The following is a 16,092-nucleotide window of genomic DNA, read 5'->3' on the forward strand; positions in this document are numbered from 1 at the left end:
CAGGACCGTGAAACAACTTTGCGCCGATGATAGTGCTGCAACCAGTGTGAAAGTAGGTTATCGTCAGGCTTGTTATTTGCAGTAGAGAAAAACCCGATCAGCCATGGTCGGGTTTTTTTTCGTCTGGTGGTTTTGTTGGGCGCGGTCGGCTTACGCGCGCGGTGACACAAATACGTGTTGCAGCTGTTCCAAATTGATACATGGACAGCCGGATGTGGGGCATATACGCATGGCATGGCATTTGCTCTTCTTGGGTATTCACTAAAAAACCAAGGAGACCAGCATGACCTATTCCATTCGTACCCTGCTCGGCGTGGCGGCCGCTGGCGCCGTTGCCCTGACTTCCCTGCTGACCTTGCCGCATGCCTATGCGCATGGCAACGTCACGCCGCAAGGCGTCGACACCACCGGCTTGCCCAAGGTGGGCGACAAGTGGCTCGAGCAAAACCCGTATCGGGGCAACAAGCTGGCCTTGACGGTGGGCACATCGGCCTATAACCAGAATTGCGCCCGCTGCCACGGCATCGAAGCCATCTCGGGCGGCATCGCGCCGGACTTGCGCCAGCTAGACCGCGATTGTTTCAGTATCAAGAATGAGACAAAGAAACAGGCTTGCTACAAGGAGACGGACAATTACTACCTGACCACCATCCGTCACGGTAAAGTCCGCAATGGCGCCGTGTACATGCCGCCGTTCGAAGGCGTGTTCAACCAGGAAGCCATGTGGGCCATCAAGACCTATCTGGAAACCCGTAGAGAATCGAACTGATCACGAAGGAGTCCCATGCGTTCATTTCAACTCCGGGGCGTGCGCGCGATGATCTCGCTCGCTTGCCTGGCGCTGTGCGCAGCCGCGCCGGCGCACGCCGACTGGCAGAAAGTGCAACAGTCGGGCAGCCTGAAAGTGGCTGTATATAACGAGTTCGCGCCGTTTTCCGACAAGGGTGTAGGGATCGATATCGACATCGCCGAAGCGCTGGCGAAAAAGCTGGGGCTGAAACTGAGTTTGCTGCCATTTCCCGCTGGCGAAAATCTGAACGACGATTTGCGCAATATGGTGTGGAAGGGGCATTACCTCGGTTATGGCCCCGCCGACGTGATGCTGCATGTGCCGGTCGACAAGAAGTTGATGGCGGATAACGACAAGGTTGAGATCTTCGCGCCGTACTACGTGGAAACCGTGCGCCTGGCGCGCAGCGCGCAAGCGGTGCCGCAATTCGACGGCGTCGCTTCGCTGGCCGGCAAGCGCATCGGCGTGGAAAAGGTGTCGATCGCGGCCATGCTGATGCTGGGCGAAGACAATGGTAAATACCGCGACGACGTGCGCATCTTTGATACGGCCGCGGAAGCCTTGCAGCAATTGCAGGCAGGCAAGCTCGACGCCGTGCTGGCCAACCGTTCGGAAATCGAATCGGTGCTGAAAAGCGATCCTGCTTTCCCCTTGAGCGAAGTGGCGTTCGCCCGCTTGCCGCGTGCCGGCTGGGCCGTGGGCCTGGCCGTCAGCAAGCAACAGCTCGACGTGGCCAAGTTGCTGCTGGCAGCCATGAACGAGATGGCGGCCAGCGGCGAACTGAAAGCAATCTTTGAGAAGTACGGCGTGAAGGAAGCGCGGCCCTGAAGTAGCTTGCTCTGGTTTAAAAGCCCGCGCATCGGAAGAGGCGCGGGCTTTTTAGTTTTAGAAACTATATTGGGCGCTGACACCCAGCAGCCAATTGCGTCCTGGCGCCGCTTCATAGTAGCGTTTGTTGCTGTCGCCGACGATGACGGAGCCCACGTAGGTCTTGTCGAAAAGATTGTTCAGGCGGGCAAATTCTTTGAAGCGCCAGTTCCCCACGTTTTGTTTGGCGTTGAAGCGCGCATTGAACACCGTGTAGCCGGGCGCCGGTTTTTCGATGTTGCTGTCTTCCGCGTAGACCTGGTTGCTGGCCACGCTTTCCAGCGCCGCGCCAAAGCGGTCGAGCGTATCTTTCCACGCCAGTTCCGCGAACAGGTTGGCGCTGGGCACGCCAGGCAAACGGCTGCCTTCGCGCACGCTGCCAAACGCCTGGTCATACACGGCGTGCAGGCTGGTCAGTGCTACTTTTGCCGTGAAACCATATGGCAAGTTTGAGTCCAGCGACACTTCCATACCCTGGCGCAAGGTTTTACCTGCATTGCGATAGCTGGTGCGCCCGCCGCTGGACTTGTCGACCACCAATTCGTCGTTGGTCTTGATCTGGAACACGGCCGCGTTTACGTGGGTGTTGCTGGCGATTCTGGCCTTGATGCCTGCTTCTAGGTTGGTGCTGGTGGCCGGTTTCAGCTGGTAATTGAAGCCGCCACCCGTGCCCGAGTAAAACAGTTCATTCAGGGTAGGCGCCTCAAAACCGCGCGCGGCGCTGGCGTAGACGTTGACGTTCGGCGTCAGTTTATACAGCAGACCCAGCACCGGTGTCGTGTGGCTGAACTCCAAGCTGCCGCTGTCGTTGCCATTGCTGAGATAGTGGTCGTTGACCGACACTTTCATCTTGCTGTAGCGCACACCTGCGCTGAGCAGCCACGGTCCGCTTTGCCACTCCATCTGGAGATACGGATCGAGGCTGGAGACGACGTCCTGCTCGGCGCGGCGCAGCTTGCCTTTCACGCCAAACGTGTTGCCGATGTAATTTTCATAGCCAGTGCGGTCATCGCTGGAACGGCCGTAATCGATGCCGATGGTGGTGCTCAGCTTGCCGCCTGCCAGCTGGTTCACGTGCAGCCAGTTGGTGTCGATGCCGTAGAACTCACGCTGGAAGTCGACCACGCCACCTGAATGGCTGGGCGGTGCCTGGAATCCTTTGGTAAAAGCCTGGTACTGGATCACGTCGCGGTTGCCGCCATACACCATCACATGCAGGCGGTCGTCGCCGAATGATTGCTCGAAGGTGGCGCCGATTTGCTGGTGGTCGATACTCTTGCGCGTGTTGTAGCGCTCGGCCAAGGTGCGCTTCGGGTTTTGCGTGTCGCTCGCATCGGTTTCGCCGGCGCGCGGGTCGCGGGCAAACGTGGCCCAGGTGGCGCCCAGCGGATCTTGTGTGTTGCCTTGATGCAGGCTGTTGGCAACGATGGTCAGCTTGCTGTCCGCCGTCGGCTTGACGATGATCTTGCCGAAGGCTTGTTCGCGCGTGGCGGCGCTGTGGTCGCGGAAGCCGTCCGTGCGGAAGCGGGAGCCGTCGAGCACGTAGCCGATGCCGCCTGCCTGGCCTTGCGCCGTCAAGTCCACTTTGTTGGTGCCGTAGCTGCCGCCGATCACGTTCAGTTCGACGGACGGAGGATTTTGCCCATCCTTGGAAAACAGCTGGATCACGCCGCCCGAGTGGTTGCCGTAGATGGCAGAAAACGGTCCGCGCAGCACTTCGATGCGCTCGGCAGTATCGAGGTTGAAGGTGGCGGCCTGGCCTTGGCCGTCCGGCATGCTGGCAGGAATGCCATCGCTGATCAGTTTGACGCCGCGCACGCCGAACGCCGAGCGTGCGCCGAAGCCGCGCGACGAGATCTGCAAGTCTTGCGCATAGTTCTGACGGTTTTGCACGACCAGGCCCGGCACGGCGGCCAGCGCTTCTGACGCGTTGACGCGGATTTGGCCATCCTGGATGCGGGCGCTGTCGACGACGTCGATCGAGGCCGGTACTTCCTGGCTGGGGTGGGCGATGCGGCTGCCGCTGACGACCACCGTATCCATCAGTTGCCCGTTGGCCGGGGCCGCTGCCTCGGCGGCAAAGACGTGGGGGGCGAGGGTAGCGCTGCCGGCGACAAACAGGCTGGCGATGGTGTTCAGGCGGAAACGGTGCTGCATGCGGATTCTCCAATGTGAATAAAAGCCTGCTTTGGTCGCGTGCGCGGCGCAGGTCTGCATAGTTGTATCAAGCAATATGCCTGCCATGTCTCCATTGGTGGGCTGAAATTATACGCGTGTCAGTGGCACGGCGTTTGCATACAGCAATTATCAGATGCGCCGATGCCGCGCGCTTTTCCTGTGTTTTGCCATCGAAAGGTGATTATGCCCAACTTCTTCCCGCGCTTGCGCCAGGTGTGCTGGCTGCTGCCTGCGCTCGCCTGCAGCGCCCTCCAGGCCGCTCCATTTGCTTATGTTCCCAATGAAAAATCTGGCACCTTGAGCGTGATCGACACGGCGACCGACCAGGTGGTGCGCCAGATTGCAGCCGGCAAGCGTCCGCGCGGCATCGCCGCCGACCCCACCGGGCGGCAGTTGTTTGTCACGGACGCCGCCAGTAGCGCCTTGCTGCTGATCGATAACGCTGGCGGCACGCCCGTGCGCACGGTGGCGCTGGGCAAGTCCCCAGAAGGTGTCAGCGCCTCGCAAGATGGTAGTCACGTGGCCGTGGCCGTCGAGGAAAACAATAGCGTGGCCTTGCTCGATGGCCATACCGGTACCTTGCTCGCCGATATCAAGGTACAGGGACGCAACCCGGAACATGCCGTCTTCAGCCCCGATGGGCGCTGGCTGCTGGTCAGCGCGGAAGAGGCCGAACAAGTCGATGTCATCGATGTGGCGCAGCGCCGCCAGGTGGCGTCCGTCGCCGTAGGATTGCGTCCGCGCGGCATCGGCTTCAGTCCGGACTCGGGCCGCGCCTACGTGGCGTGCGAATTGGTCAATGCCGTCTACGTCATCGACATGGCCGCGCGCAAGGCCATTGCCACCATTCCCGCTGGTAAGAATGCGAATGGCATCGTGGTCCATCCGGGTGGCAAGCAGGTGTATGTCTCGAATGGTATCGATGGCACGGTGATGGTGATCGACACGGCCAGCAACGAGGTCACGGCCACTATTCCCGTCGGCAAGCGCCCATGGAACATGGCCATCACGCCCGATGGCGCCAAGCTGTATGTGGCCAATGGCCGCTCGAACAGCGTTTCCGTCATCGACACGGCCAGCGCGCGCAAGGTGGCCGATATTGCTGTAGGGGAATTGCCATGGGGTGTGGTGATTCGTTGATTCCTTGGTGGGACAGAGCAGGTGTTCCAGTCTGGTACACCTGTTCCATTGTGCAGCGGCGCAGAGGAGATGCCGCAGGGCTGGCCCGGATTGGAACAGGATGACGCCGCCTTGTTCAAAACGCAAACAGACCCACGCCTTTCACCCAAGCCCGGTGCATGTGCTGAAAAGTGCACTGGTATTGATGTTACGCCCTTGTAACAGGGGTAAAAGCGGCTAAGTTTGTAGTGGGATGGCGAGCTGGCACGGCATTTGCGGAAGACTCCGTGTACTCACCCCATCTGTACCAGGACGTTTGATTTTAATTACAGCAATTCCATTCTAATTAACCCGATAGAGGACGACATGAATCTCGCAGACATCAGCAAGCTGGGCGTAGCCAATCCCTTCAAACAACGCTATGACAATTACATCGGCGGCAAATTCGTTGCCCCGGTAAAAGGTGAATACTTTCCTAACATCACGCCAATCACGGGCTTGCCATTTTGCGAAATCGCCCGTTCCACGGCGGAAGACGTCGAGCTGGCCTTGGACGCGGCCCATGCCGCCAAGGATGCCTGGGGCAAGACTTCGCCTGCCGAGCGCGCCAATATCCTGAACCGCATCGCCGACCGCATCGAACAGAACCTGAGCCTGATCGCCACGGCGGAAACCATCGACAACGGCAAGCCGATCCGCGAAACGATGAATGCCGACATTCCGCTGGCCATAGACCATTTCCGTTACTTTGCCGGCTGCATCCGCGCGCAGGAAGGTTCCGTCGCGCAAATCGATGCGGAAACCTATGCCTACCACTACCACGAGCCACTGGGCGTCGTGGGCCAGATCATCCCGTGGAATTTCCCGATTTTGATGGCCGTATGGAAACTGGCGCCGGCCCTGGCCGCCGGCAATTGCGTCGTGCTCAAACCGGCCGAGCAGACGCCGGCGTCCATTATGGTGTTGATCGAGCTGATCGGCGATTTGCTGCCGCCGGGCGTGCTGAACATCATCAACGGTTTCGGACTGGAAGCGGGCAAGCCGCTGGCCTCGAGCAAGCGCATCGCCAAGATCGCCTTCACGGGCGAAACGGGCACGGGCCGCTTGATCATGGGCTATGCCGCGCAAAACCTGATTCCCGTCACCCTGGAGCTGGGCGGCAAGTCGCCGAACATCTTCTTTGAAGACGTGATGGATGCCGACGATGAGTATTTCGACAAGTGCCTGGAAGGTTTTGCCATGTTCGCGCTGAACCAGGGCGAAGTGTGCACCTGCCCGTCGCGCGTGCTGATCCAGGAATCGATCTACGAAAAATTCATCGAACGCGCCCTGAAGCGCGTGGCCGCCATCAAGCAGGGCAACCCGCTCGATTCGTCCACCATGATCGGCGCGCAGGCGTCGCAGGAGCAGCTGGAGAAAATCCTGTCTTACCTTGACATCGGCCGTCAGGAAGGCGCTGAAGTGCTCGCCGGCGGCGAGCGCAACACGCAGGCGGGCGACCTGGAAGGCGGCTACTACGTGCGTCCGACCGTGTTCAAGGGCAACAACAAGATGCGCATCTTCCAGGAAGAGATTTTCGGGCCCGTCGTATCCGTCACCACTTTCAAGGATGAGGCCGACGCGCTGGCGATTGCCAACGATACCCTGTACGGCCTGGGCGCCGGCTTGTGGACGCGCGACGGTTCGCGCGCCTTCCGCATGGGACGCGCCATCCAGGCGGGCCGCGTGTGGACCAATTGCTACCACCTGTATCCGGCCCACGCCGCGTTCGGCGGCTACAAGCAATCTGGTATCGGCCGCGAAAACCACAAGATGATGCTCGATCACTACCAGCAAACGAAGAACTTGCTGGTGAGCTATAGCCCGAAAGCGCTGGGCTTCTTCTAAACCGGTACACGCGCCGCGCCTGTCTTCGGGCGCGGCGCGCAGAAAGGGATGCCATGAGTGCAGCAATTGCCCGGGTGGTCGCTACCGATGCGGCGCTGGAAATGATGGACAAGTTGCGCCAGCGTCACGGCCCGCTGATGTTTTTCCAGTCGGGCGGTTGCTGCGACGGCAGCGCGCCCATGTGCTATGCGCTGGGCGAGTTCGATGTCAGCGATACCGACATCTATCTCGGCAATTTGAATGGCACACCGTTCTACATGGGACTCGAGCAATTCGAGTACTGGGAGCATACCCAGTTGATTATCGATGTGGTTGATGGCAATGGCGGCATGTTTTCACTCGACAACGGCACGGGCAAGCGCTTTTTGACGCGCTCGCGCCTGTTCAGCGATGAAGAGTGCGCCTTGCTGCATGCCCAGCCGCATGAACACCGCAAGACTTGATACACACATACTAATAAAACAGAGGGAGATGATTGTGCAGAAAAACATCATGGGGATACTCATCGGTTTGAGTTTGGCATCGCTGGCCCAGGCGGCCGACGTGGGCAATGTCACCAATGCCATGCTCGACAGCACGGCGAAGAATCCGGCCAGCGTCCTGTCGTTCGGCATGGGCACGCAGGGCCAGCGCTATTCGCCGTTGACGCAGATCAATGACAAGACCGTGGCCAAGCTGGTGCCGGCCTGGTCGTTCTCGTTTGGCGGCGAAAAACAGCGTGGCCAGGAATCGCAGCCGCTGATTCACAACGGCAAGATGTTCGTTACGGCATCGTATTCGCGCATCTTTGCCGTCGACTTGAAAACGGGCGCCAAGCTGTGGAAATATGAGCATCGCTTGCCGGACGGCATCATGCCCTGCTGCGACGTGGTCAACCGCGGTGCGGCCCTGTACGGCAACCTGGTGATTTTCGGCACGCTCGACGCCTACCTCGTGGCGCTGGACCAGAACACGGGCAAGATCGTCTGGAAAGAGAAAGTCGACGATTATGCGGCTGGCTATTCGATGACGGCCGCGCCGCTGATCGCCGAAGGCTTGCTGCTGACGGGCGTGTCGGGGGGCGAATTCGGCATCGTCGGCCGGGTCGAAGCGCGTAACCCGATGACGGGCGACCTCGTGTGGAGCCGTCCGACGGTAGAGGGCCATATGGGCCACCGCTACGACAAAGATGGCAAGGCCATCGATAACGGCGTGTCAGGCACCGCGAACAAGACCTGGCCCGGCGACCTGTGGAAAACGGGCGGTGCCTCGACGTGGATGGGCGGCACCTACGATCCGCAAACCAAGCTTGCCTACTTTGGCACGGGCAACCCGGCGCCATGGAACAGCCACTTGCGCCCCGGCGACAATCTGTACTCGTCGTCCACCGTGGCGCTGGACGTGAAAACGGGTCAGATCAAGTGGGCGTATCAAAATACGCCGAACGATGCCTGGGATTTCGACGGCGCCAACGAATTCGTCACCTTCGACATGGATGGCAAGCGCTACGGCGGCAAGGCCGACCGCAACGGTTTCTTTTATGTGATCGACGCCAACACGGGCAAGCTGCAGAACGCCTTTCCGTTTGTGAAGAAAATCACCTGGGCCAGCAGCATCGACCTGAAGACGGGCCGGCCGAACTTCATCGCCGCCGGCCGCCCCGGCGACCCGACCAAGGGAGAAGAGGGCAAAAAGGGCACGACCGTGTTTGCCGCACCGGCTTTCCTCGGCGCCAAAAACCAGATGCCGATGGCGTACTCGCCGCAAACCAAGCTGTTCTATGTGCCGGCGAACGAATGGGGCATGGATATCTGGAACGAGCCGATCAGCTATAAGAAGGGCGGCGCCTTCCTCGGCGCCGGTTTCACCATCAAGCCCTTGTTTGACGACTACATCGGCGCCATGCGCGCCGTCGATCCGAAGACGGGCAAGATCGTCTGGGAAATCAAGAACAACGCGCCGCTGTGGGGCGGCGTGATGAGTACGGCCGGCAACCTGGTGTTCTACGGCACGCCGGAAGGCTTCCTGAAAGCCGTCGATGCGAAGACGGGCAAGGAGCTGTGGAAATTCCAGACGGGCTCGGGCGTCGTGGCGCCGCCCGTCACCTGGCAGGATGGCGACACGCAATATGTGGCCGTCGTATCCGGCTGGGGCGGCGCCGTGCCGCTGTGGGGCGGCGAAGTGGCGAAGAAGGTCAATTTCCTGGAACAGGGCGGTTCCGTGTGGGTCTTCAAGCTGGCGTCGAAGTAACGGGGTGAAGCGCCCGGGCCACACGGATGGGTGTCTCCCTGTCCGCCGGGTGTTTTCTTTTTGCTGACGGCCCAGGCCGTCAGTTTTTTGTTTACCTGGATGGCCGATACGCATACTTGCGGTCAAAAAATGAACACCGTCAGTGGCGATTGATCCGCCGCTGCACACGTTCAATACGCTTTTTCTCTTTCTTCCTCTGGACCGCTCTGGGCACGCTTATTGCCAAAGCTTGAGGTACATCAATCACTGGTGTGCACACTAAAAACAGAGAAGAAAGAGGAGAAGAAATGAACACATGGATCAAGCTGGGGAGCCTCGGTGTCATGACAATCGCAGTGGTGGGCCAGGCGCAAGCCGTCGATATCAAGGCTGGCGACTGGACCGTGTCGGTGGGTGGCATCGTCAACGCCTATTACACGCAAGTATCGTGTTCGGGCGATGCGGTGGGCGGGCTGGCGCTGGGCGGCCAGGCGCTCGGTTGCGGCGGCGAAAAGGACCGCACCACCATCGGCAACGGCTTGCTGCCCAACGGCTTGATCACCTCGGCGAGCTCGCGGCTGGGCGAGTACGACGTGAAAGCCTTGATCGGCATCTACAACTCGACGGCCACGGACAGCGCCATCAGCCAGAACAGCGTGGTCGACGTGCGCCAGGCTTTCTTCACGTTTGGTAATGAGCAGATGGGCACGTTCAAGCTGGGCCGCGACTACGGCATCTTCGGCGCGAACGCAATCCTGTCCGACATGACCTTGCTGGGCTCGGGCGCGCCGGTGCAGGCGACGCAGCGGGGCCGCGTGACCCTGGGCCATATCGGCGCCGGCTATACCTATTTGGGCAACTATGGCCAGATCATGTATAGCTCGCCGAAGTCGGGCGGCATTGGCGTCGATGTGGCGCTGGTCAGTCCCGTCTCCGATACGCCCATCGTGGCAGGCTCGACCTATTCTTCGAAGTCGAGTCCGCAAGTGCAGGCGCAGCTGACGTATGCGCAGGAAGGCTTGAAAGCCTGGCTCGGCGTGAAGTCGCAAAAATTCACCTCGAAAACGCCGGGTGTCGATGACTTGACCATGCGCGGCGTGGAAGTGGGCGGCTCGTACCAGATGGGCCCGGCTGGCGTACTGGTCAACTTCCAGGGTGGCAAGGGGCTGGGCATCTTGTCCGATGCGGACCAGGGCGATACCAAGTCGAAGAACTGGCTGTTGCAAGGCACGTATAAAACGACGGACAAGCTGAAGCTGGGCTTGTCATACGGCATCAGCAAGAACGACGACAACACGGCCGGCACGGGCGGCTTGCAGTCGAACGCCAACCTGACCCTGGGCGCGTACTACTCGCTCAACAGCGCGATCACCCTGGTGGGCGAGCTGGGCCAGACGCGTTCGAAAGGTTTTGCCGGCGGCGAAGCGAAGATGAATGGCGTGTCCCTGGGCGGCATTATTTTCTTCTAACTCAACAACGCGGCGCCTTGCGACAGGGCGCCGCACGGAGCACCATGCATGCGGATAATGCGCTTGTTCATAGCTTGCTGGCTATTCCTGTTTATCCTGGGGCAGGCGTGGGCTGGTGTGCTCACCAAGGCCGAACTGGCGCGGCGCTTTCCTGCCCCCATCGTCGTGGGCGGCAAGGAAACCGATTTGCCCGTCTGGCCCTTGTTCCGCCAAAACGCCACGGCGACCGAACTGGTCGGCTACGTTTTTGAATCGCTGGACCTGGCGCCCATTCCCGGCTTTTCCGGCGTGCCCGTCAATCTGCTGATCGCCATCGATCCGAAAGGCAGTTTTCTCGACGTCGCCGTGCTGTCGCAGCACGAGCCCGTGTTTCTTGACGGCCTCGGTGAAGCGCCCCTGTTTCAGTTCGTCAAACAGTACCAGGGCTTGTCGCTGAAACAGAATATCGCCATCGATGCCAGGGCGAAACGCGCGCCGGACGCCACGCATGCCGATATCGATGGCGTGTCGAAGGCCACGGCTTCCGTGCGCATCATCAACCAGAGCGTGCTGGCCTCGGCCTTGAAAGTATCGCGCAAAAAACTCGGCTTCGCGCAAGGCCGCGACCCCGACCAGATCGCCCGCATCCGCATGGACGTGTTCGAGAAACGCAGCGTGGCGCAGATGCTCGAACAGGGCTTGATCCAGCATGTGCGCTTGAGCAACAAGGACGTGGAAGCCTTGTTTGCGGGGAGTCCCGGTGCCGGACTCGAACCGGAAGCCGCGCGCGATCCGGACGGCGTGTTCATCGACCTGTACCTGGCGTATGTATCCGTTCCCACGGTGGGGCGCAATTTGTTGACGGAAGGCAGCTGGAACAAATTGCGCAACCGGCTTGACGAAGGCGACCACGCCATCCTTATCATGTCGCACGGGCGCTACAGCGTGCTGGGCGACGATTTCGTGCGCGGCACCGTCCCCGACCGGCTGTTGCTGAAGCAGGATGGCTTGCCCATCGACATGCGCGACCTGGACATGGAGTTGAGCTTGTCCGATACGGCGTCACTGCCGACGGAAAATATCGCCGCACTGCGCATCATCAGCCAGGCGGGGCTCGATGCGGCCAGCCCGCTGGCGTTCACGCTGCCGATCACGCGCAACAAAGGCATCGTGTATCCGGAGCGCATTGCCCGCAACGTCGATGTCAGCTACCGTCTGCCGGCCGATTTTTATACGGCGCCGCAAGGCGACGATGCCACGTGGCGCGGCACGTGGAAGAACCGCAAGGCTGAGTTGCTGCTTTTGGTGGCCGGGCTGGCGCTGCTGGCCGGCGCATTGGCGTGGCAGAAACGCCTGGTACGCGATGGCCGCCAATTTGCGTGGTTTCGCCGCCTGTTCCTGGTGTTTACCATTGGCTTCATCGGCTATTACGCGCAGGGGCAGCTGTCGATCGTCAATATCACCGGCGTCATCCAGGCGCTGCTGGCGGGGCGCAGCCTGGGCTTTTTCCTGTTCGATCCGATGACGGTGATTCTGTGGGCGTTCGTGCTGCTCAGTCTGCTTGTCTGGGGACGGGGCACGTTTTGCGGCTGGCTGTGCCCGTTTGGCGCGCTGCAGGAATTCACGGGCAAGCTGGGCCAGTGGCTGCACTTGCCTCAGTGGAAGATCAAGTCGCGCCTCGACGGGCGCTTGAAATGGATCAAGTATGGCTTGCTGGCGGCCATTCTCGGCAGCAGCCTGTTTTCCAGCCAGATCACGGACAAGCTGGTCGAGCTGGAACCGTTCAAGACGGCCATCACCCTGAATTTCGTGCGCGCCTGGCCGTTTGTTGCGTATGCCGTGGGTTTGCTGCTGCTCAGCAGCGTTTCCTATAAATTCTTTTGCCGCTATCTGTGTCCATTCGGTGCGGCGCTGGCGCTGCTGGGGCGCTTTCGTTTGTTCAACTGGATTCCCCGCCGCAAGGAATGCGGCACGCCGTGCCAGACTTGCCGCCACCGTTGCGAACATCACGCCATCGCGCCAAGCGGGAAAGTCGATTACGGCGAATGTTTCCAGTGCATGGATTGCGTGGTGATTTACGCCAGCGATGAAAAATGCGCGCCCTTGATGCTGGAAATCAAGCGTGCCCGCACGATACCCATTGTCCGGGCCACGGCAGAGGAGAGCAGCAATGCAGCGTAGAACCTTTATATCCGCAGCGATAGGCAGCGTGGCCGGCATGGCGGGCTTGTCTTTGCCGGGCAGCATGGCGCGCGGCACAGCCACGGCGTCCGGCGTGCGCCCTTATCAAGGTGCCGCGTTGGCGTTTGGCACGACGATCGCCGTCACCGTGTTGCACCACGATCAGCGCCAGGCTGAGCTGGCCATCGAGGATGCCTTGCACGCAGCCAGGAATATCGACCGCCTGATGAGCATTTACAGTCCCGCCAGCCAAGTCTTCCAGCTGAACCGTGACGGTCGCCTGGCCCGGCCGGACCCCCATCTGCTGGTCGTGCTGGCGCAGGCGCAAACCTTGTCGCAATGGAGCGATGGTGCGTTTGATATCACTGTGCAACCCTTATGGCAGCTGTTTCACGCGGCGGCAGACCAGGCCGGCTTGCCTGCGGAAGCATTGCGGCGCGAAGCGCAGGCGCGGGTCGGCTGGCGGCAACTGGCGTGGGACAAACGCGAAGTGCGTTTCCTGCAGCCCGGCATGGCGCTGACCTTGAATGGCCTGGCGCAAGGTTACGCGGCGGACATCGCGCTGGCGGCCGTGCAGGCGCGCGGCATACGGCACGCGCTGCTGGACACGGGCGAATTCGTTGCGCGCGGGCAGCGTTCCGTGCGCCGCCCGTGGACCTTGGGCATCCAGGACCCGCGCGATGCAGAAATCCTGGCGGCCACCTTGAAAGTGGAAGGGCGCAGCGTGGCCACGTCGGGCGACTACGAGTGCACGTTCACGCCCGACTTCGTGCATCACCACATCTTCGACCCTTCGAAGGGCGATTCGCCGCGCGAACTGGCCAGCGTGACCGTGCTGGCGCCCACGGGCTTGCTGGCCGATGGTTTGTCGACGACCTTCATGGTGACAGGCGCGGCGCGCGCGCATGCCATGGCCGCGCGCATGGAGGGCGTTGACCTGATGACCATCGACAAGCGGGGCCGGCGCGAAATGTCGCCCGGCTTTTCCCGTCTGCCCTAGGCTATTTCAGATGCGGCACCTTGCGATAGATCGTGTTGCGCGACACGCCCAGGGCCCGCGCCGTGGCCGAGACGTTGCCGCCGTGGGCATCGAGCGACTTGAGGATCACGCTTTGCTCCATCTCTTCCAGATTGGCGCCGGCCGCTATCATGCGGTCCGTGCTGGCGCTGGCGGCAGTTGCTTGCGTCATTTCAATATCGTCGAGGAAATCATCGGGCATGTGGCGCAAACAGATTTCATGCTCGTCGCCTGCCATGACGATGGCCGTGCGCAACAGATTGGTCAGCTGGCGGAAATTGCCCGGCCATTTATGCTGGTGGAACAGGCGCAGGATGTCCGGCGCCACCGTGTAGCGCGTATCGGGCGCTTCCGTCGCGAGGATTTTTTTTACGACCGTATCGAGGTCCGTGCGCTCGCGCAGCGGCGGCAGTTTGACCACCAGGCCATTCAGGCGGTAATACAGGTCTTCGCGGAACAGCCCCTTGGCCATGCGTTCGCGCAAGTTGTGATTCGTGGCGCAAATGAGTTCCACATTGACGGTGATCGATTTGCTGCTGCCCAGCGGGGTGACCATGCGTTCCTGCAACACGCGCAACAGGCGCGCCTGCAAACCAAACGGCATGTCGCCGATTTCATCGAGGAACAGGGTGCCGCCGTTGGCTTGCAGGATCTTGCCGATCGCCCCTTTCTTGCGCGCGCCCGTGAATGCTCCGTCTTCGTAGCCGAACAGTTCGGATTCGATCAGGGTTTCCGGGATGGACGCACAATTGACGGCAATAAACGGTCCCATGGCCCGTGGCGAGTCGTTGTGGATGGCTTGCGCCAGCAATTCCTTGCCGGTGCCTGTTTCGCCCATGACGAGGATGGGGATATCGCGTCCCAGTACCTTGTTGACCTTTTCGATCACCAGTTCCAGTTGCGGATCGCCCGTGCGCAGGTAGCGCAGGCCGGACAGGCGGCGCGCCGCATTGGCCGCATGGCTGGCCGGCGCGGGGATCGCTGCCGGTACCGCGTTGATATCGCTGTGATCGGTGCTGGCGGTGAACCCGTGCTGGAACACGCTATTAGACAGGCGCAACTGCGCGCGCCCGTACACGCGCACGCCGCTGTGCATGCACAGATTCAGCAAACCGGGCGAGGCCGTGCGGTAATGGTCGTACAGGGCGGAAACGGGCAGGCCGAACAGGGAACTGAACGTGTGCGATTGCAGCGCGGCAAATGACAGGCCCAGCTGGAACAAGCCATTCTTGTTGGCCGATAAGAACCGGCCGCCCGGTGTGAACGAGGCAATGCCTTCCATCAAGGTGCCGATGAATTCGGGACGCGCGTGGAAGTGCACGGTGATGGCGTCTTCGAAGGTGGCGGAAAACAACTGATTTTCGATCATCAGCGCCGACATGCGCACGAGGGCCATCGTATGCTTGTGGAAACTGCGCTGGTCGCTGGAGACGTCCAGCACGCCGATGACGTTGCCCCGGTGGTCGGTGATCGGGGCCGCGGAGCACGTGAGGAAATGATTGGCGGCAAGGTAATGCTGGTCCGCATGGACCAACGTCGGTACTTTTTCCGTAATGGCCGTGCCGATGGCATTCGTGCCGCGGCTTTGTTCCGACCATGCCACGCCCGGCTGCAAGGCGACGCGGTTGGCTTTCTCCAGGAAATCATCGTCGCCCAGCGAATGCACGATGACGCCATTGGCATCCGTCAAGATCACCATATTGTGCGTGTTGACGATTTGCTGGTACAGGGTTTCCATCGCGGGCAGCGCGTGCGTGTGCAGCAAGCGGTTTTGCTCGATCAGCAAGGACAGGTCGGATTTGCCGGCCGGCGTAAAGTCGGGCGTGGCTGTGGGCGACAGGCCAAAGGCGACCGAGCGCTGATGGGACGTTTCAATGATGACGGGAACGTTGTCCTGTCCTGCCGGTGTGATGTTCGCGTCCGCGATGGACGAAAACGGTGCGCTACGGTAAGTAGCTGACGGTTGATACATGATCTCGTTGCCTCCGTTGGGCCCTGTATTGCGGCGCTCTTTTGAATATCGAGAGTGTTCCATAATGTAGCACCTGTCACAGATGGGAGCAAAGCAAAGCGAACCGGGCTATCCCCAGTGTTGCTGCCAGGCCCAGAGTTGCTCTCATCAGTGGGCAGTGCATATGCCTGTATAAGCAAGTGCGGTGCCAGGGACCGTTTCGCAGGGCGGAAAAATAGCGCTTGCAGCGGGCGCGGGGCAGGGCTATAATTCGCCCCCTCGCTGAACGACGCATGCAAATGCCGAGTACGGTGAGAAAAAGAAGGAGTTGACGGATGTAGTGAAATGCTTCATACTCTTCCTTCTTTGCAGCTGACAAACACAACGCTTTGTCGATAGCGCGAGAGTGGCAAATAAGCAGTACCGAATACCGTTCTTTAACAAT

Annotated in this window: 11 protein-coding genes; 9 read left to right on the plus strand and 2 right to left on the minus strand. The window is 60.6% G+C overall.

The features are described 5' to 3' along the window. Window positions 1-283: 283 nt before the first annotated feature. Both pedF and IGS55_RS27620 read left to right on the plus strand, forming a co-directional pair. Entirely contained in the window at window positions 284-769 is a 486-nt protein-coding gene (pedF, locus tag IGS55_RS27615) for a cytochrome c-550 PedF (RefSeq protein WP_128140523.1), read from the plus strand. A gap of 15 nt (window positions 770-784) precedes the next feature. Further along, window positions 785-1,618, plus strand: a complete 834-nt coding sequence (locus tag IGS55_RS27620) for a substrate-binding periplasmic protein (RefSeq protein WP_230519529.1) — start codon at window positions 785-787, stop codon at window positions 1,616-1,618. 57 nt (window positions 1,619-1,675) lie between these two features. Here IGS55_RS27620 and IGS55_RS27625 read toward each other — a convergent pair whose 3' ends face one another. Then, the gene (locus tag IGS55_RS27625) at window positions 1,676-3,814 is read right to left on the minus strand and encodes a TonB-dependent receptor family protein (RefSeq protein ID WP_230519528.1); all 2,139 of its coding nucleotides are present in this window, start codon (window positions 3,812-3,814) and stop codon (window positions 1,676-1,678) included. A gap of 204 nt (window positions 3,815-4,018) precedes the next feature. Here IGS55_RS27625 and IGS55_RS27630 point away from each other — a divergent pair, with 204 nt between their 5' ends. The 7 genes from IGS55_RS27630 to IGS55_RS27660 all read left to right on the plus strand — a co-directional run bounded on the left by IGS55_RS27630 (window position 4,019) and on the right by IGS55_RS27660 (window position 13,678). Continuing rightward, complete coding sequence (locus tag IGS55_RS27630; protein ID WP_230519527.1) at window positions 4,019-4,975, plus strand: beta-propeller fold lactonase family protein; 957 nt, start codon at window positions 4,019-4,021, stop codon at window positions 4,973-4,975. Between the two features lie 345 nt (window positions 4,976-5,320). Beyond that, on the plus strand, window positions 5,321-6,841 hold the full coding sequence (gene adh, locus IGS55_RS27635) for an aldehyde dehydrogenase (RefSeq protein ID WP_128140519.1): 1,521 nt from the start codon (window positions 5,321-5,323) through the stop codon (window positions 6,839-6,841). 53 nt (window positions 6,842-6,894) lie between these two features. After that, window positions 6,895-7,284: a DUF779 domain-containing protein gene (locus tag IGS55_RS27640; protein WP_230519526.1), complete on the plus strand. Its 390-nt coding sequence runs from the start codon at window positions 6,895-6,897 to the stop codon at window positions 7,282-7,284. 49 nt (window positions 7,285-7,333) lie between these two features. After that, window positions 7,334-9,070, plus strand: coding sequence for a PQQ-dependent methanol/ethanol family dehydrogenase (locus IGS55_RS27645; protein WP_268994330.1), 1,737 nt, complete (start codon window positions 7,334-7,336; stop codon window positions 9,068-9,070). Window positions 9,071-9,357: 287 nt separating this feature from the next. After that, window positions 9,358-10,518: a porin gene (locus tag IGS55_RS27650; RefSeq protein WP_230519525.1), complete on the plus strand. Its 1,161-nt coding sequence runs from the start codon at window positions 9,358-9,360 to the stop codon at window positions 10,516-10,518. A 57-nt stretch (window positions 10,519-10,575) separates the two neighbouring features. Next, window positions 10,576-12,678, plus strand: coding sequence for a 4Fe-4S binding protein (locus tag IGS55_RS27655; protein ID WP_230519524.1), 2,103 nt, complete (start codon window positions 10,576-10,578; stop codon window positions 12,676-12,678). After that, window positions 12,668-13,678, plus strand: a complete 1,011-nt coding sequence (locus IGS55_RS27660; protein ID WP_230519523.1) for an FAD:protein FMN transferase — start codon at window positions 12,668-12,670, stop codon at window positions 13,676-13,678. Before IGS55_RS27655 ends, IGS55_RS27660 begins: the two co-directional genes overlap by 11 nt. Before the next feature lies 1 nt (window position 13,679). Here IGS55_RS27660 and IGS55_RS27665 read toward each other — a convergent pair whose 3' ends face one another. Then, a complete protein-coding gene (locus IGS55_RS27665; RefSeq protein ID WP_230519522.1) occupies window positions 13,680-15,668 on the minus strand; it encodes a sigma-54-dependent Fis family transcriptional regulator in 1,989 nt (662 codons plus the stop codon). Between the last annotated feature and the right edge of the window lie 424 nt (window positions 15,669-16,092).

The sequence above is a fragment of the Janthinobacterium sp. EB271-G4-3-2 genome (assembly GCF_020858035.1).
GTDB classification, from domain to species: Bacteria; Pseudomonadota; Gammaproteobacteria; order Burkholderiales; family Burkholderiaceae_D; genus Janthinobacterium; species Janthinobacterium aestuarii.